Consider the following 22,603-nt stretch of genomic DNA (forward strand, 5'->3'; position numbering starts at 1 on the left):
GTGCAGACGCTAGCAGCCGCCGGCCGGGGCGAACTCGGCGAGTTCCAAGCGCGTTTCGCCGTAGCGGCGCACCTTCTCGGCGCGGAAACCGTCCGGCCAGGTGATCTCCGCACCGCGCGCGGAGCGCTCGACCACCACCAGCGCCTCCGGCGCCAGCCAGCCGCGGACGAGCGCGGCGAGATCGGCTTCCACGGCGGTCACGCCGAGGTCGTAGGGCGGGTCGGCGAAGACCAGGTCGAAGGGCTCGGCGGGCGGGGTCGCCAGCACGGCGCCGACGGTACCGGCCCGCAGCTGCGCCCCCGGCAACCCGAGTTCGGCGATATTGGCCCTGATCACCGCCCCCGCCTTCCGATCCGACTCCACCAGCAGGGCGACCTCGGCCCCGCGGGAGAGCGCCTCCAGCCCGAGCGCCCCCGACCCGGCGTAGAGGTCGAGCACCCGCAGCCCGTCGAAGTCGAGCCGGGCCGCGAGCGCGCTGAACAGCGCCTCGCGCACCCGATCCGAGGTGGGCCTGGTCCCCGCGGGCGGCACCCGCAGCCGCCGCCCGCCCGCCGCCCCGGCGACGATCCGCGTCATTCCGCCGCGGACTCCCGCCCGGCCAGCTCGAGCAGCAGGTCGCCGCCCTCCACCTGCTGGACGGAGCTGATCGCGATCCGCGCCACCGTGCCGGGGCGCGGGGCGGTGATGGCGGCCTCCATCTTCATGGCCTCGATGGTGCCGATGGTGTCGCCCGCCGCGACGGAGTCGCCCTCGCCCACCGTCAGCGTGACCACGCCCGCGAACGGCGCCGCCACGTGCCGGGAATCATTGCGGTCGGCCTTCTCCGCCGACTTCACCTCGCCCGCGATGGAGCGGTCCCGCACCGCCACCGGGCGCAGCTGCCCGTTGAGGATGCACATGACCGTGCGCATCCCGCGCTCGTCCGGCTCGGAGATCGCCTCCAGCCCGATGAGCAGGGTGACGCCCTTCTCCAGCTGCACCCGGTGCTCCTCACCGCGGCGCAGGCCGTAGAAGAACTGGTTCGCCGAGAGGCCGGAGGTGTCGCCGTAGGTCTCGCGGTGCGCCAGGAACTCGGTGGTCGGGCCGGGGAAGAGCAGCCGGTTGAGTACAGCGCGGCGCTCCAGGGAGTCGCCGTCGAGCGCCTTCTCGTCCTCGTCGGAGAGCGGGGTGACCGGCTTGGGGTCGGTGCGGCCCTCCAGCGCGCGGGTGCGGAAGGGCTCGGGCCAGCCACCGGCCGGGGTGCCGAGCTCGCCGCGCAGGAAACCGATCACCGAGTCCGGGATGTCGTAGCGGGCCGGGTCGGCGGCGAACTGCTCGGCATCCACGCCCGTCCCGACCAGGGCGAGGGCGAGGTCACCGACGACCTTCGACGAGGGCGTCACCTTGATCAGGCGGCCGAGCATCCGATCCGCCGCCGCGTAGGTGGCCTCGACCTCCTCGAAGCGGTCACCGAGCCCGAGCGCGATGGCCTGCTGGCGCAGGTTCGACAGCTGCCCGCCGGGGATCTCGTGGGTGTAGACGCGCCCGGTCGGGGCCGGGAGCCCGGACTCGAACGGCGCGTACACCTTCCGCAGCGCCTCCCAGTACGGCTCCAGATCGCAGACGGCCCGCAGATCGAGTCCGGTGTCGAACTCGCTGTGCGCGGCCGCCGCCACGATCGCCGACAGCGCGGGCTGGCTCGTCGTGCCCGCCATCGCCGCGCTCGCGCCGTCGACGGCGTCCGCCCCGGCCTGCCAGGCGGCGAGGTAGGTGGCGAGCTGCCCGCCGGGGGTGTCGTGCGTGTGGACGTGCACCGGCAGGTCGAAGTTGCTGCGCAGCGCGGTCACGAGCGTGGTCGCGGCGGGGGCGCGCAGCAGCCCGGCCATGTCCTTGATCGCCAGCACGTGCGCGCCGGCGTCCACGATCTGCTCGGCGAGCCGCAGGTAGTAGTCGAGGGTGTAGAGGTTCTCGTTCGGGTCGGCGAGGTCGCCGGTGTAGGACAGCGCGACCTCGGCCAGCGCCGTCCCGGTCTCCCGCACCGCGTCGATCGCGGGCCGCATCTGGTCGACATTGTTGAGCGCGTCGAAGATCCGGAAGATATCGATCCCCGACGACGTCGCCTCGGCGACGAACGCCCGCGTCACCTTCTCCGGGTACGGCGTGTAGCCGACGGTGTTGCGCCCTCGCAGCAGCATCTGCAGGCAGATGTTCGGGATCGCCTCGCGCAGCGCGACCAGCCGCTCCCACGGATCCTCGTGCAGGAAGCGCAGCGCCACGTCGTAGGTGGCCCCGCCCCAGCACTCCACCGAGAGCAGCTCCGGCGTCGAGCGCGCCACGTGCCCGGCGACCTGCAGCAGACCGTTGGTCCGAACCCGGGTCGCGAGCAGCGACTGGTGCGCGTCGCGGAAGGTGGTGTCGGTGACCCCGACCGCCTTCTGCTCGCGCAACGCCTTCGCGAACCCCTCGGGCCCGAGCGCGAGCAGCTTCTGCCGCGACCCGTCCGGCGGCGGCACCGACAGGTCGAGCGCGGGCAGCTTGTCGTGCGGGTACACCGCCGTCGGCCGCTCCCCGTGCGGCTTGTTCACCGTGACGTCGGCGAGGTAGTTCAGGATCTTGGTTCCCCGGTCGCCGGACTCCGGCAGCCGCAGCAGCTGCGGCCGCTCGTCGATGAACGACGTCGTCACCCGCCCCGCCCGGAAGTCGGGGTCGTCCAGCACGGCGAAGAGGAACGGGATATTGGTGGTCACGCCGCGGATCCGGAACTCGGCGAGCGCCCGGCGCGCCCGCGCCACCGCGAGCTCGAAATCCCGGCCCCGGCAGGTCAGCTTGACCAGCATGGAGTCGAAGTAGGCGCCGATCACGGCGCCCAGGTTCGCGCCGCCGTCCAGCCGGATCCCGGCGCCGCCCGGGGTGCGGTAGGCGGTGATCCGCCCGGTGTCGGGGCGGAAGCCGTTCGCCGGGTCCTCGGTCGTGATCCGGCACTGCAGCGCGGCGCCCCGGATCTGCACGGTGTCCTGGCTCAGCCCGAGGTCCGCCAGCGACTCCCCCGCCGCGATCCGCAGCTGCGACTGCACCAGGTCCACATCGGTGATCTCCTCGGTCACCGTGTGCTCGACCTGGATGCGCGGGTTCATCTCGATGAAGACGTGGTTGCCGCGCTCGTCCAGCAGGAACTCCACGGTCCCCGCGCACGAGTAGTCGATCTCCCGCGCGAAGGCCACCGCATCCGCGCAGATCCGCTCGCGCAGCTCGGGGTCGAGGTTCGGCGCGGGCGCGAGCTCGATCACCTTCTGGTGGCGCCGCTGCAGCGAGCAGTCCCGCTCGAACAGGTGCATGACGTTCCCGTGCTGATCGGCCAGGATCTGCACCTCGATGTGGCGCGGGTTCACCACGGCCTGCTCCAGGAAGACCGTGGGATCGCCGAACGCCGACTCCGCCTCCCGCGAGGCCGCCTCGATCGCCTCGCGCAGCCCCGCCGGCTCGGCCACCCGCCGCATCCCGCGGCCACCGCCACCGGCGACCGCCTTGACGAAGACCGGGAACTCCAGCTCGGCCGAGGCCGCGACCAGCTCCTCCACATCCGCGGAGGGCTCGCTCGACTTCAGCACCGGCAGCCCGGCCGCCCGCGCCGCGGCCACCGCGCGCGCCTTGTTCCCCGCCAGCTCCAGCACCTCGGCCGACGGCCCGATGAAGGTGATGCCCTCGGCCGCGCAGGCGGCGGCCAGGTCGGGGTTCTCGGACAGGAAGCCGTACCCCGGGTAGATGGCGTCCGCGCCCGCGGTCTTGGCGGCGTCGATCACGGCCTCGATCGACAGGTACGCCCGCACCGGGTGGCCCTGCTCGCCGATCTGGTAGGACTCGTCGGCCTTGAGCCGGTGCACGGAGTTGCGATCCTCGTACGGGAAGACCGCCACCGTCCCGATCCCGAGTTCGTAGGCGGCGCGGAAGGCCCGAATAGCGATCTCACCGCGATTGGCGACCAAGACTTTCGAGAACATCAGCCCAACGTACCGAACCCGGCGAGCTGGGCGAACACCGATTCCCGTATTCGGAACTTCTTCACAACCGCTCCTCGCACCGTTGCGAAGTCCCGTTCATACGGATGTCACATGACGGCGCGCCGAGCCGCCGAAGTAGGCACCGCCGCCCGGCCGGCGTTAGAGTGGCGACTTTCCGGCCGCGCGCTCCTTCGCACGCTACGCAGCAGGGCAGGGGCCTGAAAGACCTTGCGGTATCGAAATTCCGCCGGCCGGGGTGCGCCATTCTGCGATGATTGCGAAGACGGAGGTCTACCATCTGGCGGGTGCGCAAGATGTACGCGGGCGCCCGGCTGCGGCGGCTGCGCGAGGAACGAAGGATGACCCAGGCCGCGCTGGCCAAGTCGCTCGACCTCTCGCCGAGCTACCTCAACCAGCTGGAGCGGGACCAGCGCCCGCTCACCATTCCGGTGCTGCTCAAGCTGAACTCGACCTTCGACCTCGACGTCCAGTTCTTCGCCACCGACTCCGATGCCAGGCTGGTCTCCGATCTGCACGAGGTGCTGGTGGACGCGGCGGGCGGCGACACCGCGCCGGTCACCGAGGTGGAGGAGCTGGCGACCCGGCTGCCCGAGGTGGCCCGGCTGGTGGTCGGGATGCACCGGCGGCTGCGCGCCGCCACCGACCAGCTGGATCTGCTCTCCTCCCGGATGGACGCGCCCGCGGGCGCCCCCGGTGCGCCCATGCCCTACGAGGACGTGCGCGACTTCTTCTACGACCACCACAACCACATCCCCAGCCTGGACCAGGCCGCCGAGCAGCTCTTCGAGCAGTCCGGGCTGACCGTCGGCTCGCTCGACCGCCAGCTGGCCCGGGTCGCCGAGGACCGGGCCGGGGTCACCGTGCTGGTCCGCGGCGACGGCGCCGACCCGGCCATCCCCAAGCGGCAGTACGACCCGGAGAGCCGCACCCTCACCCTGGCCCGCCGGCTGCGGCCGGGGCAGCGCGCCTTCCAGATCGCGGCCACGCTCGGTTTCCTGCTGCACAGCAGGGAGATCGACGCGGTGCTCGCCGAGACCCCGTCGCTCGCCGGGGAATCCCGCGCGCTGGCGCGGATCGGGCTCGCGCACTACTTCGCCGGGGCGCTGGTGCTGCCGTACGGCCGCTTCCTGCGCTCGGCGGAGGAGCTGCGCTACGACATCGACCTGCTCGGGCTGCGCTTCGAGGTCGGGTTCGAGACGGTGTGCCACCGGCTCTCCACGCTGCAGCGGCAGGGCAGGCGCGGGGTGCCGTTCTTCTTCGTCCGCACCGACCGGGCGGGCAATATCTCGAAGCGGCAGTCCGCCACCGCGTTCCACTTCTCCCGGGTCGGTGGCTCCTGCCCGCTCTGGGTGGTGCACGAGGCATTCGCCAACCCGGGGCGGATCCTCACCCAGATCGCCGAGATGCCGGACGGGCGGCGCTACCTCTGGATCGCCCGCACCGCGGCGCCGAACCCGCGCGGGTACGGCGCACCGGCCAAGGATTTCGCGGTCGCGCTCGGCTGCGATCTGGAGCACGCGGAGCGCACGGTCTACGCGCGCGGGCTGCGGGTGGACGATCCGCAGGCCGCCGTGCCGATCGGCGCCGGGTGCAAGGTGTGCGACCGCGCCTGCTGCACCCAGCGCGCGTTCCCGCAGATCGGCGCCGCGCTGGCGCTGCCGGAGCACGTCAGCACCGACCTGCCCTACCCCCGCCTGGGCCGGGGGTAGACCGCGCGGGCGCGGGGCGCGGCGGGCGTCAGGATTTGGCGAGGTACTCCAGGCGCTCGCCGTCGACGGCGGCGCGCATCATGGCCGCGAGACCGGGATGCGCCTCCAGTCCCGGATCCTCTTCGACCACCGTACGGGCGAAATCCTTGGCCGCGCTGATGGTTTCGAGATCGTCGAGGAGCGAGAGCAGCCGCAGCGAGCGGGCGGTCCCGCTCTGCGCGGAGCCGAGCACATCGCCCTCCCTGCGCTGCTTCAGGTCGAGCACCGCCAGCTCGAAGCCGTCGGTGGTGGCGGCCACCGCCTCCAGCCGGGTCATGGCGGTCCCGCCCGGCGCGGCATCGGTGACCAGCAGGCAGAGGCTGGCGTGCGCACCGCGGCCGATCCGCCCGCGCAGCTGATGCAGCTGGCTGACGCCGAACCGGTCGGCGTCCAGGATCACCATGACGGTGGCGTTCGGCACGTCGACCCCGACCTCGACCACGGTGGTGCAGACCAGGACGTCCACGCTGCCCGCGTTGAACGCGCGCATCACCTCGTCCTTCTCGTCGGCCGGGAGCCGGCCGTGCAGCAGCCCGACCCGGAGCCCGGCCAGCGCGCCGCCGCGCAGCTCCTCGTAGACGTCGAGCACCGCCTGGGTGTTCGGCGGCTCCTTCTCGGCCGCCTTCTTCCCCTTCTTCGGCTTCTCCTCGTCGTCGCCGATGCGCGAGCAGACCACGTACGCCTGCCGCCCGGCCTGCACCTCCTCGGTGATCCGCTCCCAGGCCCGCTCCACCCAGCCGGGGTGCTGCCTGCGCGGCACCACCCGGGAGGCGATGGGCGAGCGGCCGCGCGGCAGCTCGGTGAGGGTGGAGGTCTCCAGGTCGCCGAGGGTGGTCATGGCGATGGTGCGCGGGATCGGGGTCGCGGTCATGACCAGCAGGTGCGGGCTGGTGCCGCCCTTGGCCTTGGCGCGCAGCGCGTCCCGCTGCTCGACGCCGAAGCGGTGCTGCTCGTCCACCACCACCATGCCGAGGTCGAAGAACTCGACCGCGTCCTGGATGAGCGCGTGCGTGCCGATCACGATCCCGGCCTCACCGGTGACCGCGGCCAGCAGCGCCGCCTTGCGCGCCGCGGCCCCCATCGAGCCGGTGAGCAGCACCACCCGGGTGGCGTGCTCGGCGGCTCCGAGCTCCCCCGCCGCCGCGAGCTCGCCGAGCATGGCGCGCAGCGAGCGGTGGTGCTGCGCGGCGAGCACCTCGGTGGGGGCGAGCAGCGCGCACTGCTTCCCCGCGTCGACCACCTGCAGCATGGCGTGCAGCGCGACGATGGTCTTGCCGGAGCCCACCTCGCCCTGCAGCAGCCGGTGCGTCGGCCGCGCGCGCCCCAGGTCGGCGGAGATCTCGGCGATGACCTGGCGCTGCCCGGCGGTCAGCTCGAAGGGCAGCTTCGCGGCGAAGGCGGCGGCGATGCCGTCCGGGCGCGGCGGGCAGGGGTGCGCGGTGCGGCCCTCGACCTCGTGCCTGCGCTCGGCGAGCACCAGCTGCAGCGCCAGCGCCTCGTCGAAGCGCAGCCGGTCCCTGGCCCGGTCGATATCGGCGCGGTGGTCGGGCAGGTGGACGAGGCGCAGCGCCTCGGTGATGCCGAGCAGGCCGCGCTCCGCGCGCACCGGCTCGGGCAGCGGGTCGTCCAGCGGGTCGAGCTGCTCCAGCACCTGGCGGACGCAGGCGAGCAGATCCCAGCTCTGCACCTTCGCCGTCGCCGGGTAGACCGGGACGAACTCGCGCTCGAAGAACGCGGTGTCCACGCCGTCGGCGCCCTGCGCGCTGCGCGCCAGCCCGGCCAGGTCGCCCGCGCCGCGCACGGTGGTCAGGGTGGCGGGCTCGTCCTCCTCCGGCAGGATCAGGTAGCCGGGGTGGTTCAGGCTCCACTGGCCGGGCCGCCAGTAGTTCACGGTGCCCGACATCATGGCCCGCACCCCCTGCTTCACCGCGTACTTGACCTTGTCGCCATTGAAGAAGGTGACGTCGACCGGGCGCCCGGAGCCGGTGTCCAGCGCGACCTTGAGCAGCGAGCCGCGGCGATTGCGCATCGGGCGCAGGTCGGCCTTGGTGATCCGGCCGATGACGGTGACGTGCGCGCCGTCCTCCGGCTCCTCCTCGGTGAGCGGCTGGCCCTGGGTGGCGTAGCGCAGCGGGTAGTGCCGCAGCAGGTCCTCCGCGGTGTGCATGTCGAAGGCGTCGGCCAGGGAATCCGCCGCCTTCCGGCCGAGCAGGTGGTCGAGCCGGTCACCGAGTGTCGCCATTGTCTACTCCACACCTATCTGCACCAGGTCCTCCGGCTGTCCGCCGGTGTAGACCGCAACCTCGATTCCGGAGAATCGCTCCTCGATATGCCCGGACAGCGCGGCGGCCAGCCCGGGCGGTGCCGCCGCGCCCATGAGCAGCGTCACCAGCTCGCCGCCGAAGGCGAGCATCCGATCCAGCAGCACGATCCCGGCGGTCGCCGGGTCCCGCTCGATCACCACCACGTCCAGCCCGGCCAGGCCGAGCCCCTCGCCCGGCTCGCAGGTGCCGACCATGGTGAGCGCGCGTTGCCCCGCCACCCGCACCGCCCCCCAGCGGGTGCCCGCCGCCGCCTCGGACATGGCGAAGGCATCGTCCACCGCGATCCGGCCGCGGTCGTGCACCGCGAGCGCGGCCATGCCCTGCACCATCGAGCCGCTCGGCAGCAGCAGGACATCGCGGTCGGCGTCGCGGGCCGCGATGCCGACGGCCACCAGTTCGTGCGCCGGGAGTGCGCCGTTCGGCAGGACCAGCACCTCGCGGTTCGGCATCCGGCGAATGGCGCCGAGCAGTTCGCTCGCGGTGATCGTGCCCTCGCCGCCGGGGAGCACCACCGCGCCCGCCGTGCGAAACAGGGTGGCGGCGCCCTCGCCCGCGGCGATGGCGAGGATGCCGCGGTCGGCCGGGCCGCGGGTGCGCACCGGCGCGTGCGTGCCGACCGCGGTGATCACGAAGCTCTCGATGCGGATGTCGCGCACGGTGCCCGCCGCCATCCCGGCCTCCACCGCGGCGCCCGCGTCGGCGCAGTGCACGTGCGCGGACCAGGTCTGCTCGCCGTCGCCGACCACCACCACCGAGTCGCCCAGCTCGCCGAGCCGGTCCCGCAGCTGCTTGACCCTGGTCTCGTCGGTGCCGGTCAGCAGGTACATGACCTCGAAGCAGGGCGCGTGCTTCGCCCCGGGGGCCGGGGCGGCGCTCTCCGCTCCCGCGCGCGAACCGCCGGACTTCGGGCCGTCCGCGTCGGAAGCGTCCGCCTGGCGCGCACCGGAACCGTCCCGGTCCGGCGCGCCCGCCCGGCGCGGCGACCCCTCGGCGGCCGTGCTGGAGAGGTCGCCCACGAGACGGGAGACGGCGGTGCCCGCGAGGCCGGGCGCAGCGGCGTGCGGCGCCGTGCAGGCGGCGGCGCGCGGAGGTGTGCGGGGCAGGTGATCCTCCGCCGGGGCGTCCGGGGGATGGGCGCCGCCGGGCTCGGGGCGGTAGTCGCGGCGGGGCGGGGCGGAGCCACCGGTCACCTCGACGAGCGCGTCGAGCAGGACGAGCAGCCCGCGGGCGCCCGCGTCGACCACCCCCGCCTCGCGGAGCACCCCGAGCTGGTCGGGCGTGTGCCCGAGCGCGTCCGCGGCGCCCTCCGCCGCCGCCACCGCGACGGCGACCGGCGTGTGCTCGGCGCACTCCCCCGCCGCGGCCGCCGCGGCGTCGAGCACGGTGAGGATGGTCCCCTCGACCGGTGTGCTCAGCGACTCCCGCACCAGCGCCGCCGCCCTGGCCAGCGCGGCCCGCAGCACCGCGGCGTCCACCGGCACGGGCCGGTCGCCCTCGGGCCGCACCGCGTCCGCGATCCCGCGCAGCACCTGCGACAGGATGATCCCGGAGTTGCCGCGCGCCCCGGCGGTGGCGCCCCTGGCCATCGCCGCCGCGACCGCGTGCACCTCGCCGCCCGCCACGCCGCCCGCGGCCACCATGGCGGCCCGCATGGTGGCGAGCAGGTTGGTGCCGGTGTCCGCGTCGGCGATGGGAAAGACGTTGAGCGCGTTGATCTCCGAGCGGGTACGCTCCAAACCGGCGAGGCAGAGCCTGCCCCAGCGCAGCAGCGCGGTACCGTCCATTCCGTCCCGCACTCCGGGCACCAGCCACCCTCTCCGTCGTCCGTGGACCCCCACCCCGCCGCCGCACGCCAGGTTAGCGGGCCGCCGGGCACCGGCGGGACCCGGTTTGGCGGATCACCGGGGCTCCCGATACCCTTGCAGGGTTGCCTCGCGCGGCCACCTCGTAAGTCTCTTTTCGACGAGCGGTTTCGCGCAGGCCGGTACCCCAGGTCCGGCGAGGCAGTGACGACACGGTTTCCCGGATGTCCCGCGTTCCCCGCGGGCGTCCCCACATGACATGAAGGAGCTCGCGACTATGGCTGCCGTCTGCGACGTCTGCGCCAAGGGCCCCGGCTTCGGTAAGTCGGTCTCGCACTCGCACCGGCGCACGAACCGTCGCTGGAACCCGAACATCCAGACCGTTCGGGCGCAGGTGGCGCCGGGCAACACCCGGCGGATGAACGTCTGCACCTCCTGCCTCAAGGCGGGCAAGGTCGTTCGCGGCTGAGTCCGTCCCGGCCGAACCGGACTTCGCGCCCCGGCACCCGCAGGGTGATCCGGGGCGCAGTCGTCGGTGCCCCGCGGTGACGATCGTCCCGATGGCGCCCGAAGCGGCCGAGGCGGTCACCGACTGCCACGTGCACTGCTGGCGGGAGGCGCACGCCGACATCCTGCCCGCGCACCTGCTCGGCGCGCTGCGCACCGGCCGCGGCGCGAACCGCTGGCGCCGGGTGGCGCGGGATCCGCTGATCACCACCCGGGTGGCGCTCGCCGCCGACGGGGCGGTACTCGGCTTCGCCTCGGCCGGCCCCGCCCGCGCCGCCGCCGCGCCCACCGCGCTGGAGCTGCACGCCCTCTACGTGCGGGCCGCCGAGCACGGCACGGGGCTCGCCGACGCGCTGCTCGGCAGCGTGCTGCCCGCCGATACCCCGTGCACGCTCTGGGTACTGGCCGCGAACCCGCGCGCCCGCGCCTTCTACCGGCGCCACGGCTTCCGCGACGACGGCGCGCGCGGGCTGGATCCGTTCGCGTTGCTACCGACCCTCCGGATGGTCCGCGGCGCGCTCGCATAGGGTGCGAGTCATGTCTTCCGAGTATGTGGAAACCGTCGACGGCGTCCTGCAGATCACCATTGCCACTCCCGCGAACGGGACTTCCCTCGATTTCACCGGCGTCAACGCGGGCAGCGCCGCGCTGCGCGACCTCGATTCCGGCATCGGCGCGGTGCTGCTGCGGGGCACCGGGGCCAACTTCTGCGCCGGCGGTGACGTGCGAGGCTTCGCGGCGGCCGCGGATCGCGGTGCGCACATCCGGGGGCTCGCCGTCGATCTGCACGAGTTCGTCCGGCTGCTCGACGCCGCCCCGGTGCCGGTCGTCGCCGCGGTGCAGGGCTGGGCCGCGGGCGCGGGCATGAGCCTGGTGCTGGCCGCCGATATCGCGCTCGGTGGGCCGAAGACGAAGCTGCGCCCCGCCTACCCGGGAATCGGGCTCTCGCCGGACGGCGGCATGTCCTGGACGCTGCCCCGGCTCGTCGGCGCGGGCCGGGCCCGCGAGATCCTGCTCACCGACGCCGCGCTCAGCGCCGACGAGGCCGTGCGGATCGGCATCCTGAGCCGCCTGGTCCCCGACGAGGAGGTGCAGGCCGAGGCGCTCCGCCTCGCCCGCACCCTCGCCGCCGGGCCCCGCTCCGCCTACGCCACCATCAAGTCCCTGCTCCTGAGCTCGCGCACCGCGACCCTCAGCGACCAGCTCGACAGCGAGACCGAGGCCATCGCCGCCTCCGCGAACAGCGCGACGGGCCGCGAAGGCGTAGACGCCTTCGTCGAAAAGCGCAGGCCGAACTTCGGCTGAGAATTCAGCGGGCAATGCCAGCGACGAACTCCGCGACCCTCTCCGTGAAGGCGTCGTTGTCGTCGCCGGCGGCGGTGTGGGCGGCGTCGCCGATCTCGGCGAGCTTCGCGTGCGGGACGAGCGCGAGGAAGTCGGCGACGCCCTCCGCGCTGACGACGTCGGACTGCCCGCCGCGCACCAGCAGCACCGGGATGGTGACGGCGCGCGCCGCCGCCTCCATCTGGTCGGTCATCTCGAGCGCGTCCTCGACCCGGCCGGCCATCATGGCCGGGTCCCAGTGCCAGTACCAGCGCTCGCCCCGCCTGCGCAGGTTGCGCAGCAGCCCGGCGGTGCTGCGCGGGCGCGGGCGGTGCGGCAGGTAGGCGGCGACGGCGTCGGCGGCCTCGTCCAGGGTGGCGAAGCCGTCGGTGTGTTTGCCGAGGAAGTCGATCACCCGGCCGACGCCCGCCGGCTCCGGCCGCACCACGATGTCGACCAGCACCAGCGCCCGGATCAGCTCGGCGCCGGGCGCGGTGGTGGCCAGCAGCCCGGTGATCCCGCCCATGCTCGCCCCGACCACGACGGCGGGCCGCCCCAGCGTGCGCAGCACGGAGTGCAGGTCCTCGACCATCCGGTGCCTGCTGTAGTCGCCGTCCGGCGCCCACTCGCTGTCGCCGTGGCCGCGGGCGTCCAGGGTCAGCACCCGCAGCCCGGCGGCGGCCAGCCGCACCCCGGTGCGCTTCCAGGAGTGCCTGGTCTGGCCGCCGCCGTGCAGGAAGACGACCAGCGGCCCGTCGACCGGGCCGAAGAGGTCACCGGCCAGCTCCACCCCGGAGCCGGGGAGCCGCACGGTCACGGGATCGGCGATATCGTTCGCAGTACTCACGAAATGCAGAATGGCACAGGTTCCAGTCGGAACCTGTGCCATCCGGCGAAAACGATCGTCAGCAGTCCAGCCGCATCGCGCTGAAGGTGCGCTGGAAGAGGCAGGCGATCTTGGCGTTCACCGACGAGGAGATCGTCGAGGAACCGGTCGAGGTGAACTCCTCACCGATCGGCGCGGGCGCGCTCTCGGTGACCGCGGGCTGGTAGGGCTCCAGCGGAATCGGGGCCGCGCTCGCGGTCGCGGCGCCGCCGGTCACGGCGGCGGCGACGGCGAAGGCGGCCGCCGCTCCGCGCCAGGCGCGGACGGAGGGTCGGGTCATGCGGGTACTCCTCACTCGGTTGTGCACGCGCGTGATGTCTCGCACGTCGATCTTTCTTCCGGCGCCGCTCAGGGCAGGCGCCAGTCCACCGGCTCCGCACCGAGTTCGTCGAGCAGTTCGTTGACGCGCGAGAACGGGCGGGAACCGAAGAAGCCGCGCGACGCCGAGAGCGGCGACGGGTGCGCGGATTCGATGAAGGGCACCTCACCCTGGGCCAGCAGCGGCTTCAGCGACGCCGCGTCCTTGCCCCAGAGGATCGCCACCAGCGGCTCGTCCCGGCCGACGAGGGCGCGGATGGCCTGCTCGGTGACGGCCTCCCAGCCCTTGCCGCGGTGCGAGGCGGGCTGGCCGGGGCCGACGGTGAGCACCCGGTTCAGCATGAGCACGCCCTGGTCGGACCAGGGGCTGAGATCGCCGCAGGACGGCGTCTCGAAGCCGAGATCCTTGCTGTACTCGGCGAAGATATTGGCCAGGCTGCGCGGCACCGGCTTGACGTCCGGCGCCACCGAGAAGCTGAGCCCCATGGCGTGGCCGGGGGTGGGGTACGGATCCTGCCCCACGATCAGCACGCGGACCGCGGCGAACGGGCGCTGGAACGCGCGGAGCACGTTCTCCCCGGCCGGGAGGTAGCCGCGGCCCGCCGCGTTCTCCGCGCGCAGGAACTCGCCCATTTCACTGATCCGGCCCTCGACCGGGGCCAGGGCCTGCGCCCAGCCCGCATCGATGATGTCCGCCAACGGTTTCGCCACGGCCGACAACCTATCGCGGATCACCGACAGGCGGCGACCCCGCCCCGGAGAACGATTCCCAGCCCCGGGGGCCCGCGTGCGCGGCGCCGTCCACGGTGACGCCGCTGCCTGCGGTGACGCGGCCGATCGGGCGCCAGCCCGGCGGCGGTTCGGTGCCCGCGGGCCAGGTGGCGACGAAGGCGTGGTCCTCGCCGCCGGACAGGATCCATTGCGCCGCATCGTGTTCCAGCGCGCTCGCGAGCGCCGCGAGGGCGGGGTCGGCGAGCGCGGCGGAGTCCAGGTCGACGGCGACGCCGGAGGATGCGGCGATGTGCGCGAGGTCGGCGAGGAGACCGTCGGAGGTGTCGGCCATGGCGGTGGGCCGCGCGCCCGCGCGCACGGCGTCGAGCACCGCCGCGTAGGGCGGCTGCGGGACCCTGTGCGCCGCGAGCGCGTCGGCGCGCAGGGCGTCGATCCGCGCGGACCGCGGCGCCGCGAGACTCGCGCTGGCTCCGGCGGCCGGGTCGTGACCCACGGTCGCCGCAGACCGGCCCTGCTCACCAGCGCCCGGCGACGCGGGTGTCTCCGCGAGCAGGTCGTCGAGCCCGGCGGCCGGGTCGTGACCCGAACTCGCCGCGGGCTCCGCGAGCAGGATGTCGAGCCCGGCGGCCGACCACCCCGACCGCCCGGCCAGCGCTACCACGTCACCGGCCCGCGCGCCGGAGCGCAGGACGGGATCCCGGCCCTCGAGGTCGCCGAAGGCGGTCACCGAGATGACCAGCTCCGGGCTGCGCACCAGATCACCGCCGGCGATGGAGGCGCCGCAGGCGCGCTCCGCCTCGGCCCAGAGCCCGGCGGTGAGGCCGTCGACGACCGCGACCGGGGTCTCGCCGGGGCAGCCGAGCGCGACGACGAAGGCGGTCGGCACCGCGCCCATGGCGACCACGTCGGCGGCGTTCTGCGCGATCGCCTTGCGCCCGATCTCCGCCGACGCCGACCAGTCCAGCCGGAAGTGCCGGTTCTGCACCAGCATGTCGGTGGTCACCACCAGGCGGCCGTCGGGGGCGGCGAGCACGGCGGCGTCGTCACCGGGGCCGAGCAGGACCCCGCGACCCTGCGCGCGGCCCGCGTTCATCCGGGCGATGAGCGCGAATTCGCCCAGTTCGCGCACGGTCGCGGTGCTGTCGTCGGCGCCGATGACCCCTCCTCGCCGTTCCGGTCGGAAACGCCCCGACGGTACCCTGAGCGGGCCCGCGCACACCGCGCCGGGCCGGACCATCAGAAGGGAGCGGTTGGCATGGCCGCCGACGCGCCGGATCGGAACGAGGGCGAGCGCACGGCGGGCCCGGCGGACCCGGCCCCCGGAGAGCACCCGACCGCCGCACCGCGCCCCTATCCCCCGGCGCTGATCGCCACCGCCGTCGCGCTCCCGGTGATGCTGATCGTCGGCATCCTGGTCGCCGCCTTCATCGCCGCCCGCACCCCGGCCGACCGCGAACCCCTCGCGCTCGGCCCGGTCCCGGCCCCGCAGGCCGAGGGCCCCGCCTGCACCGCCCTGCTCGCCGCGCTCCCGCCGGACCTCGACGACTACCACCGCGCGGAGCTGGTCGACCCGGCCCCGCCCGGCACCCGCGCCTGGCAGCGCGACGACCCCGCCACCGAGCCGATCGTCCTCCGCTGCGGCCTCGACCGCCCACTGGAGTTCAACCGCGCCTCGGCACTGCAGATCGTGAACAACGTCCAGTGGTTCGAGATCCGCGACCCGGCGGCCGCCGGTAGCACGTGGTTCGCGGTGGACCGCGAGACCTACCTCGGCTTCACCGTCCCGGACGGCTCCGGCCCGACGCCACTGCAGGCGGTCTCGGACGCCGTCACCGCCACCATGCCGGAGCGCCCGCTCGACCCGAACCCGCTGCCGAACTAGCGCAGCCCGGTCCCGCGCGCCAGCGCCGTCTCGATCAGCGTCGTCACCAGCGCCGGGTACTCGACCCCGGTCGCCTCCCACATCCGCGGGTACATGGAGATGGCGGTGAAGCCGGGCATGGTGTTGATCTCGTTGATCACCGGCCCGCGCTCGGTGACGAAGAAGTCGACCCGGGCCAGCCCGGTGCAGTCCAGCGCGCGGAAGGCGCGCACCGCGAGCTCGCCGATCTCGGCGGCGACATCGTCGTCGAGCTTGGCCGGGACGTCGAATTCGCAGACCTCGTCGAGGTACTTGGTCTCGAAGTCGTAGAAGTCGGGCGCGGCGGTCTCCGGCATCCGGATCTCCGCGGGCACGCTGGCCGCGACCCGGCCGTCCGGGAACTCCAGCACCCCGCACTCCACCTCGCGCCCGACGATGGCGGCCTCCACGATCACCTTGGGGTCGTGCTGCCGCGCGGCCGCGATCGCCGCGTCCAGCCGCTCCCACTCGGTGACCCGGGTGATGCCGATGGACGAGCCGCCGCGGGCCGGCTTCACGAAGACCGGCAGCCCGAGCGCGTCCCGCTGCTCCGCGGTCAGCGTCGGCACGCCGGGGCGGAGCACCACCTGCTCGCCGACCGGGAGCCCCTCGGCGGCGAGCAGCTTCTTGGTGAACTCCTTGTCCATGCCGGCCGCGCTGGCCAGCACCCCCGGCCCGACGTAGGGCACCCCGGCCAGCTCCAGCAGCCCCTGCAGCGTGCCGTCCTCGCCCCACGGCCCGTGCAGCACCGGGAAGACCACGTCCACCGAGCCGAGCACCGCGGCCGGGTCGTCCAGCGCCACCAGCGCGCCGGGGCGGCTCGGGTCGGCGGCGAGCGCGAGCGCGGTGCCGGTGCCGTCCACCGCGGGCAGCGCGCCGTGGCTCATGCCGAGCCCGGCCACCTCGGCGCCGCCGAGCACCCAGGTGCCGGCGGGGGTGATGCCGATCGGCACCGCCTCGAAGCGCTCCGGATCGAGGTGGCGCAGCACGCTGCCCGCCGACACGCACGACACCGCGTGCTCGCTGCTGCGTCCGCCGAAGACGACGGCGACCCGGATCCGGTTCGTCATGCTGGGAACCGTACCGGTAAAGGGGGCACGCGTGAGCCGCCCCCGCACGCTCCGGGTGGCGCAGCTCTCACTCCGGCTTGATCCGCCTGCCCAGCAGGTTGCCCACCGCCTCGCGCACCGACAGCCCCTCGTGGCAGACCAGGTTCACCGCGTCGGTGAGCGGCATCTCGACATCGTGCGCGGCCGCGAGCGCGCGCACCGATCCACAGGACTTAACACCTTCGGCCACCTGGCCGTGCGTGGCCTCCTGCGCCGCCTCCATCGACCCGCCCGCACCGAGCACGTGCCCGAAGGAGCGGTTCCGGGAGAGCGGGGAGGTGCAGGTGGCGACCAGGTCACCGACGCCGGCCAGCCCGGCCAGGGTCACCGGCTCGGCGCCGAGCGCGACCCCGAGCCGGATGATCTCGGCCAGCCCGCGGGTGATCAGGCTGGCCACCGAGTTGTCGCCGAGCCCCATGCCGGAGGCGATGCCGCAGGCCAGCGCGATGACGTTCTTGCAGGCGCCGCCGATCTCGCAGCCGACCACGTCGACATTGGTGTACGGCCGGAAATATCCGGTGGCGCAGGACTGCTGCAGCGCGACCGCGCGCGCCTCGTCGCCGCAGGCGATCACCGTCGCGGCGGGTTGACCGGTGGCGATCTCCCTGGCCAGGTTCGGCCCGGAGAGCACCGCGACGCTGCCCGCGTCGGCCCCGGTCACCTCGGTGATCACCTCGCTCATCCGCAGCAGGGTGCCGGTCTCGATGCCCTTGGCCAGGCTGAGCAGCGAGGCGTCGTTGCCGTCGAGGGCCCTGCGCAGCGCGGGCTTCCAGTGTTCGAGGTTGCCGCGCAGCGACTGCGACGGCACCGCGAGCACCACGATGTCGGCGCCGTCCAGCGCGCGCTCGTGGTCGTCGGTGGCGGCGACGGCGGGGAGCTGCACGTCGGCCAGGTAGAACGGATTGCGGTGCTCGGTGGCGAGTACCTTCGCCACCTCCGGCCTGCGCGCCCAGATCGTGACCTCGGTTCCGGCGTCGGCCAAGACCTTGGCGAACGCGGTACCCCATGAACCCGCACCCAGTACTGCCGCCCGTGTCATCTGCCCAATATGTCATGGAAGGATCGGGGTCATGCGTCCGCACGCCGTGCACGCCGTGATCGCGGTGAAGAGCCTGGACCGCGCCAAGAGCCGGTTGGCCGATCGGCTACGCCCGGAGCACCGCTCGCGGCTGGCGCTGGCCATGCTCACCGACACGGTGCACGCCGCGCTGGCCGCGGCGCCGATCGATTCGGTCACCGTGGTCACCCCGGATGCGGCGGTGGCCGCGCTGGCCCGTTCGCTCGGCGCGGTCGCGCACCCCGACCCGGGCGGCCCCGGAGCCGGGCTGGCCCCCGACGGGCTCAACAACGCCCTGACCTCGGCCGCCGAGGCGGTGCGGCGGGCGAACGGGCCGGTCGCGCTGGTGGCCATGCAGGCGGATCTGCCCGCGCTGCGCCCGGCCGAGCTGGCCGAGGTGCTCGTCGCCGCGCCGCCGGGCCGCCGCGCGATGGTCACCGACCACACCGGCGAGGGCACCGCGGCGCTGCTGCAACTGGACGGATTCGCGCCGCTGGCGCCACGATTCGGCCCGAGCTCGGCGCTGCGTCACGTGACCGGTGGCGCCTTCCCGCTGGACGGCGACTGGCCCGGGCTGCGGCACGATGTGGACACCGGCGCCGACCTGGAGCTGATCCTACGGCTCGGGGCCGGTCCGGCGACCACTGCTGTCCTGACCGACATCGGACATCCCGCCGCCGTTCACGAACCCGTCCACCCGGTATGCTAGATGGTCGCCACGGACCGGGTGAGACACGCGGCATTCCGCGATGCCGCACTGCGCACCGAGCGGTTCGTAGGGGATGATCGATGGCGTGAGCGATACGGAAACCGTCAAGCAGCAGTTGCTCCCCACCCCGCCCCCGGCTGCCACCCCGCTGCTGGCCGATCCGGCGACCGCTCAGTTGCCACGTGATCGCTACCTCAATAGGGAACTCAGCTGGCTGGACTTCAATGCCAGGGTATTGGCGCTCGCGGAGGACGAGTCGCTGCCGTTGCTGGAGCGCGCCAAGTTTCTCGCGATCTTCGCCTCGAACCTGGACGAGTTCTACATGGTGCGGGTCGCCGGGCTGAAGCGGCGCGCGGAGACCGGGCTGCTGGTCCGCTCCGCCGACGGCCGCTCGCCGAGCGAGCAGCTGGAGCTGATCGCCGCGCGGGCCAGGGAGATCGCGCAGCGGCACGCGGGCGTCTTCCTCGACTCGGTGAACCCGGCGCTCACCGGGGAGGGCATCGAGATCATCTGCTGGGGCGATCTCTCGGTGGCCGAGGCGGAGAAGCTCTCCGGGTACTTCCACGACCAGGTCTTCCCGGTGCTCACCCCGCTCGCGGTCGACCCGGCGCACCCCTTCCCGTACATCAGCGGGCTGAGCCTGAACCTCGCCGTCACGGTCAAGGACGCCACCACCGGCGGCGAGCACTTCGCCCGGGTCAAGGTGCCGGACAACGTGGATCGCTTCGTCCGGGTGCGGCGCACCGAGACGAACACCCCGATCGCGGCGTTCCTGCCGATGGAGGAGCTCATCGCGGCCCACCTCGATCTGCTCTTCCCCGGCATGACGGTGGTGGAGCACCACTCCTTCCGGATCACCCGCAACGCCGATTTCGAGGTCGACGAGGATCGGGACGAGGATCTGCTGCAGGCGCTGGAGCGCGAGCTGGCCCGGCGCCGCTTCGGCTCCCCGGTGCGGCTCGAGGTCTCCGACGACATGACCGAGCACATGCTCGACCTGCTGCTGCGCGAGCTCGAGGTGGACCCGCGCGACGTCATCCAGGTGCCGGGGCTGCTCGACCTCTCCTCGCTCATGCAGGTCTACGGCGTCGACCGGCCGAATCTCAAGGACGCCCCGTACGTTCCGGCCACCCCGGCGGCGTTCGGCGAGCGCGAGACCCCGCGCAATGTCTTCGCCGCGCTGCGCGAGGGCGACGTGCTGGTGCACCACCCCTACGACTCCTTCTCCACCAGCGTGCAGCGCTTCATCGAGCAGGCCGCGGCCGACCCGCAGGTGCTCGCCATCAAGCAGACGCTGTACCGCACCTCCGGTGACTCGCCCATCGTGAACGCGCTGATCGACGCCGCCGAGGCGGGCAAGCAGGTGGTCGCGCTGGTGGAGATCAAGGCGCGCTTCGACGAGCAGGCCAACATCAAGTGGGCGCGCGCGCTGGAGCAGGCGGGCGTGCACGTGGTCTACGGCCTGATCGGGCTGAAGACGCACTGCAAGACCTGCCTGGTGGTGCGGCGCGAGGGCTCCACCATCCGGCGCTACTGCCACATCGGCACCGGCAACTACAACCCCAAGACCGCGCGGCTCTACGAGGACGTCGGGTTGCTCACCGCCGCACCGGAGATCGGGGCCGACCTCACCGACCTGTTCAACTCGCTCACCGGGTACTCCCGCAAGGAGGACTACCGCAATATCCTGGTCGCCCCGCACGGGGTGCGGGCCGGGATCATCGAGCGGATCCAGCGCGAGATCGAGCTGGCGCAGCAGGGCGAGCAGGCCCGGATCCGGTTGAAGGCCAATGCCATCGTCGACGAGCAGGTGATCGACGCGCTGTACCGGGCCTCGCAGGCCGGGGTGCAGGTGCAGATCGTGGTCCGCGGCATCTGCGGGCTGCGCCCCGGCGTGCCGGGCATGAGCGAGAACATCGAGGTGCGCTCGATCCTGGGCCGGTTCCTCGAGCACTCCCGGGTCATGCACTTCCGCGCGCAGAACGAGTTCTGGATCGGCTCGGCCGACATGATGCACCGCAACCTGGACCGCCGGGTCGAGGTCATGGCGCAGGTGAAGGATCCCAAGCTGGCCGAGCAGCTGGGCGGGGTCTTCGACTCCGCGCTCTACCCCGCCACCCGGTGCTGGGTGCTACAGCCGGACGGCAGCTGGCTGGCGCAGCCCGGCGGCGACACCGACGACGAGCAGGTCCGGGACCACCAAGAGTCGCTCATGCGACTGCGGAGGCCGGACCAGCAGTGAGCGGGACGCGGGATGACAGCTTCTGGGATCCTCGCGTGACCGCCAATATCCACGCCGCCGGCGCCGTGCTGTGGCGCCCGGCGCGGGCGTCCGGCGGCGGCGAGATCGAGATCGCGCTGGTGCACCGGCCCAAGTACCGGGACTGGTCGCTGCCGAAGGGCAAGCTGGAGCCGGGCGAGTCGCCGGTGCTGGCCGCCGTGCGCGAGGTCGCCGAGGAGACCGGCGTGCACAGCGTGCTCGGCCGCTACCTCGGGCACGTGACCTACCCGGTCACCGGGCATCGCAAGCTCAAGCGGGTGGATTACTGGGCGGCGGAGGCGCGGGGCGGCGAATTCGACCCGAACGCCGAGATCGACGACCTGGTCTGGCACTCACTGGACAAGGTGATGCGGGAGCTCTCCTACCCGATGGACCGGCAGGTGCTGCGCACCTTCAGCAAGCTGCCGCCGCGGACGAGCACGCTGCTGCTGGTCCGGCACGCCAAGGCCGGGCAGCGCGGCAAATACGACGGCCCCGACCTGGAGCGCCCGCTGGAACCGGCCGGCGTGCAGCAGGCGCGGACGCTGGTGCCGAACCTGCTCGCCTTCGGTGCGCGGGAGGTGTTCTCGGCCGACCCGGTGCGCTGCGTGCAGACGGTGGCCCCGCTCGCCGAGCGGCTCGGGGTGCAGGTGGGGCTGGAGCCCGCGCTCTCCGAGGAGGCCTACGCGGCCGATCCGGCGGCCGCGCTGAGCCGGATCCGGGAGCTGGTGTCGGACAGCGCGGTCCGGGTGGTGTGCAGCCAGGGCAAGGTGATCCCGGAGCTCATGCGCGGCTGGGCGGCGGCCGACGGCCTCACGCTGCCGCCCGCGCGGAACCGCAAGGGCAGCGTCTGGGTGCTGTCCTTCGTCGACGGCCGCATGGTGGCCGCCGATCACCTGGATCGCAAGCTCTACGTGGACAGCGCCGAGGAGTAGCGCGCGGCGACCGCGAAAACGGCCCCGGGTTCGGATTCCCGGGGCCGTTTCCCGTCTGCCTGCGGGCCGGGAGACGATCTGGTCTTCCGGCTGCGCCGCACCGCGTTCCGATGGCACCGACCGGTCGCGGTGGACGCCGGTACGGATGTCACGGACACCGTCGACAGCTGGGGTTCAGCTGCCGCGGCGGGCCGGTGCCTTCTTGGCCGCGGTCTTCTTGGCCGCCGTGGTCTTGGCGGCGGTGGTCTTGGCCGCGGTGGCGGTCTTCTTGGCCGGGGCCTTCTTCGCCGCCGCCGTCTTGGTGGCCGCCGCCTTGGTGGCGGTGGTCTTCTTGGCCGGGGCCTTGGTGGCGGCCGTCTTCGTGGCCGCGGCGGTGGTCTTCTTGGCCGGAGCCTTCTTCGCCGCGGTCTTGGTGGCGGTGGCCTTGGTGGCCGGAGCCTTGGTCGCGGTGGTCTTCTTGGCCGCGGTCTTGGTGGCGGGCGCCTTGGTCGCCGCCTTGCGGGCGGTGGTCTTGGCCGGCGCCTTGGTGGCGGCGGTGGTCTTCTTCGCCGCCGCCGTCGCCGTCTTCTTCGCCGCCGCCGTCTTCTTGGCGGCCGTCTTCTTCGCGGCCACCGGCGCATTCACGCCGCGCTTCACGGCCGGGCCGCTCGCCGCGAGTTTCTGCTTACCCGCGATGACGGCCTTGAACTGCGCGCCCGGCCGGAATGCCGGCACCGAAGTCGGCTTCACCTTGACGGTTTCGCCGGTGCGCGGGTTCCTGGCGACACGCGCGGCGCGCTTACGCTGTTCGAAGACGCCGAATCCGGTGATGGTGACGCTCTGACCCTTGTGGACGGCGCGGACGATGGTGTCGACCACGTGCTCGACTGCCGCGGTGGCCGTGCGCCTGTCCGTACCCAACTTTTCGGTCAGAACGTCGATCAGTTCCGCCTTGTTCATTGAATCCTCCGCAGACTAATGGCCCGTCGTCGGACCGACTAGGTACCACGGTAAAC

Annotated in this window: 19 protein-coding genes; 8 read left to right on the forward strand and 11 right to left on the reverse strand. The window is 73.2% G+C overall.

Annotated features, from left to right (window positions below):
• Nucleotides 1-9: 9 nt before the first annotated feature.
• Together rsmD and AB0H71_RS29335 are read right to left on the reverse strand one after the other, a co-directional pair.
• A complete protein-coding gene (gene rsmD, locus AB0H71_RS29330; protein WP_357027219.1) occupies nt 10-576 on the reverse strand; it encodes a 16S rRNA (guanine(966)-N(2))-methyltransferase RsmD in 567 nt (188 codons plus the stop codon).
• On the reverse strand, nt 573-3,977 hold the full coding sequence (locus AB0H71_RS29335) for a pyruvate carboxylase (RefSeq protein ID WP_357027221.1): 3,405 nt from the start codon (nt 3,975-3,977) through the stop codon (nt 573-575). Before AB0H71_RS29335 ends, rsmD begins: the two co-directional genes overlap by 4 nt.
• Nucleotides 3,978-4,282: 305 nt before the next feature.
• On the opposite strand from AB0H71_RS29335, the gene AB0H71_RS29340 reads away from it, so the two are divergent.
• Nucleotides 4,283-5,707: a short-chain fatty acyl-CoA regulator family protein gene (locus AB0H71_RS29340; RefSeq protein ID WP_357027223.1), complete on the forward strand. Its 1,425-nt coding sequence runs from the start codon at nt 4,283-4,285 to the stop codon at nt 5,705-5,707.
• 28 nt (nt 5,708-5,735) lie between these two features.
• Here the strand turns inward: AB0H71_RS29340 and recG are convergent, their stop codons facing one another.
• Both recG and AB0H71_RS29350 read right to left on the reverse strand, forming a co-directional pair.
• Nucleotides 5,736-7,988, reverse strand: coding sequence for an ATP-dependent DNA helicase RecG (gene recG, locus AB0H71_RS29345; RefSeq protein ID WP_357027225.1), 2,253 nt, complete (start codon nt 7,986-7,988; stop codon nt 5,736-5,738).
• Nucleotides 7,989-7,991: 3 nt separating this feature from the next.
• Entirely contained in the window at nt 7,992-9,875 is a 1,884-nt protein-coding gene (locus AB0H71_RS29350; RefSeq protein ID WP_357027227.1) for a DAK2 domain-containing protein, read from the reverse strand.
• A 274-nt stretch (nt 9,876-10,149) separates the two neighbouring features.
• Here AB0H71_RS29350 and rpmB point away from each other — a divergent pair, with 274 nt between their 5' ends.
• From rpmB to AB0H71_RS29365, 3 genes are all read left to right on the forward strand, one after another.
• Nucleotides 10,150-10,341, forward strand: coding sequence for a 50S ribosomal protein L28 (gene rpmB / locus AB0H71_RS29355; protein ID WP_011210730.1), 192 nt, complete (start codon nt 10,150-10,152; stop codon nt 10,339-10,341).
• A gap of 91 nt (nt 10,342-10,432) precedes the next feature.
• Entirely contained in the window at nt 10,433-10,906 is a 474-nt protein-coding gene (locus tag AB0H71_RS29360) for a GNAT family N-acetyltransferase (RefSeq protein ID WP_357027229.1), read from the forward strand.
• A 10-nt stretch (nt 10,907-10,916) separates the two neighbouring features.
• Nucleotides 10,917-11,684: an enoyl-CoA hydratase-related protein gene (locus tag AB0H71_RS29365; RefSeq protein ID WP_357027231.1), complete on the forward strand. Its 768-nt coding sequence runs from the start codon at nt 10,917-10,919 to the stop codon at nt 11,682-11,684.
• A 4-nt stretch (nt 11,685-11,688) separates the two neighbouring features.
• On the opposite strand, the gene AB0H71_RS29370 is transcribed toward AB0H71_RS29365, so the two are convergent.
• The 4 genes from AB0H71_RS29370 to AB0H71_RS29385 form a co-directional block, all read right to left on the reverse strand.
• Complete coding sequence (locus AB0H71_RS29370; protein ID WP_357027233.1) at nt 11,689-12,549, reverse strand: alpha/beta fold hydrolase; 861 nt, start codon at nt 12,547-12,549, stop codon at nt 11,689-11,691.
• Nucleotides 12,550-12,607: 58 nt separating this feature from the next.
• Nucleotides 12,608-12,868, reverse strand: a complete 261-nt coding sequence (locus tag AB0H71_RS29375; protein WP_357027235.1) for a hypothetical protein — start codon at nt 12,866-12,868, stop codon at nt 12,608-12,610.
• A 68-nt stretch (nt 12,869-12,936) separates the two neighbouring features.
• Nucleotides 12,937-13,617 carry a uracil-DNA glycosylase gene (locus AB0H71_RS29380; RefSeq protein WP_357027237.1) on the reverse strand — a complete coding sequence of 227 codons (681 nt, stop codon included), beginning with the start codon at nt 13,615-13,617 and terminating at the stop codon, nt 12,937-12,939.
• Between the two features lie 10 nt (nt 13,618-13,627).
• Nucleotides 13,628-14,767 carry a thiamine-monophosphate kinase gene (locus tag AB0H71_RS29385; RefSeq protein ID WP_357027239.1) on the reverse strand — a complete coding sequence of 380 codons (1,140 nt, stop codon included), beginning with the start codon at nt 14,765-14,767 and terminating at the stop codon, nt 13,628-13,630.
• 126 nt (nt 14,768-14,893) lie between these two features.
• Between AB0H71_RS29385 and AB0H71_RS29390 the strand changes: the two genes are divergently transcribed.
• Entirely contained in the window at nt 14,894-15,520 is a 627-nt protein-coding gene (locus AB0H71_RS29390) for a DUF3515 domain-containing protein (RefSeq protein WP_357027241.1), read from the forward strand.
• Here the strand turns inward: AB0H71_RS29390 and AB0H71_RS29395 are convergent.
• The gene (locus tag AB0H71_RS29395) at nt 15,517-16,608 is read right to left on the reverse strand and encodes a D-alanine--D-alanine ligase family protein (RefSeq protein WP_357027242.1); all 1,092 of its coding nucleotides are present in this window, start codon (nt 16,606-16,608) and stop codon (nt 15,517-15,519) included. The two genes, AB0H71_RS29390 and AB0H71_RS29395, sit on opposite strands and share 4 nt — an antisense overlap.
• Nucleotides 16,609-16,675: 67 nt before the next feature.
• Nucleotides 16,676-17,686, reverse strand: a complete 1,011-nt coding sequence (locus tag AB0H71_RS29400) for an NAD(P)H-dependent glycerol-3-phosphate dehydrogenase (protein ID WP_357027244.1) — start codon at nt 17,684-17,686, stop codon at nt 16,676-16,678.
• A gap of 31 nt (nt 17,687-17,717) precedes the next feature.
• On the opposite strand from AB0H71_RS29400, the gene cofC reads away from it, so the two are divergent.
• The 3 genes from cofC (at nt 17,718) to AB0H71_RS29415 (ending at nt 21,608) form a co-directional block, all read left to right on the forward strand.
• A complete protein-coding gene (gene cofC / locus AB0H71_RS29405; protein WP_357027246.1) occupies nt 17,718-18,413 on the forward strand; it encodes a 2-phospho-L-lactate guanylyltransferase in 696 nt (231 codons plus the stop codon).
• A 73-nt stretch (nt 18,414-18,486) separates the two neighbouring features.
• A complete protein-coding gene (locus tag AB0H71_RS29410) occupies nt 18,487-20,655 on the forward strand; it encodes an RNA degradosome polyphosphate kinase (RefSeq protein WP_357027248.1) in 2,169 nt (722 codons plus the stop codon).
• A 35-nt stretch (nt 20,656-20,690) separates the two neighbouring features.
• Entirely contained in the window at nt 20,691-21,608 is a 918-nt protein-coding gene (locus AB0H71_RS29415; RefSeq protein ID WP_357027250.1) for a bifunctional NUDIX hydrolase/histidine phosphatase family protein, read from the forward strand.
• 174 nt (nt 21,609-21,782) lie between these two features.
• Here AB0H71_RS29415 and AB0H71_RS29420 read toward each other — a convergent pair whose 3' ends face one another.
• Nucleotides 21,783-22,547 carry an HU family DNA-binding protein gene (locus AB0H71_RS29420; protein WP_357027252.1) on the reverse strand — a complete coding sequence of 255 codons (765 nt, stop codon included), beginning with the start codon at nt 22,545-22,547 and terminating at the stop codon, nt 21,783-21,785.
• Nucleotides 22,548-22,603 lie beyond the last annotated feature (56 nt).

The sequence above is a fragment of the Nocardia sp. NPDC050697 genome (assembly GCF_040654395.1).
Lineage (GTDB): Bacteria > Actinomycetota > Actinomycetes > Mycobacteriales > Mycobacteriaceae > Nocardia.

Bases quoted from the DNA above. Each gene is read 5' to 3' on its own strand.
- rsmD (WP_357027219.1), bottom strand. From the start codon at position 576: ATGACGCGGATCGTCGCCGGGGCGGCGGGCGGGCGGCGGCTGCGGGTG.
- AB0H71_RS29335 (WP_357027221.1), bottom strand. From the start codon at position 3,977: ATGTTCTCGAAAGTCTTGGTCGCCAATCGCGGTGAGATCGCTATTCGG.
- recG (WP_357027225.1), bottom strand. From the start codon at position 7,988: ATGGCGACACTCGGTGACCGGCTCGACCACCTGCTCGGCCGGAAGGCG.
- rpmB (WP_011210730.1), top strand. From the start codon at position 10,150: ATGGCTGCCGTCTGCGACGTCTGCGCCAAGGGCCCCGGCTTCGGTAAG.
- AB0H71_RS29360 (WP_357027229.1), top strand. From the start codon at position 10,433: ATGGCGCCCGAAGCGGCCGAGGCGGTCACCGACTGCCACGTGCACTGC.
- AB0H71_RS29365 (WP_357027231.1), top strand. From the start codon at position 10,917: ATGTCTTCCGAGTATGTGGAAACCGTCGACGGCGTCCTGCAGATCACC.
- AB0H71_RS29375 (WP_357027235.1), bottom strand. From the start codon at position 12,868: ATGACCCGACCCTCCGTCCGCGCCTGGCGCGGAGCGGCGGCCGCCTTC.
- AB0H71_RS29390 (WP_357027241.1), top strand. From the start codon at position 14,894: ATGGCCGCCGACGCGCCGGATCGGAACGAGGGCGAGCGCACGGCGGGC.
- AB0H71_RS29395 (WP_357027242.1), bottom strand. From the start codon at position 16,608: ATGACGAACCGGATCCGGGTCGCCGTCGTCTTCGGCGGACGCAGCAGC.
- AB0H71_RS29400 (WP_357027244.1), bottom strand. From the start codon at position 17,686: ATGACACGGGCGGCAGTACTGGGTGCGGGTTCATGGGGTACCGCGTTC.
- cofC (WP_357027246.1), top strand. From the start codon at position 17,718: ATGCGTCCGCACGCCGTGCACGCCGTGATCGCGGTGAAGAGCCTGGAC.
- AB0H71_RS29410 (WP_357027248.1), top strand. From the start codon at position 18,487: ATGATCGATGGCGTGAGCGATACGGAAACCGTCAAGCAGCAGTTGCTC.
- AB0H71_RS29420 (WP_357027252.1), bottom strand. From the start codon at position 22,547: ATGAACAAGGCGGAACTGATCGACGTTCTGACCGAAAAGTTGGGTACG.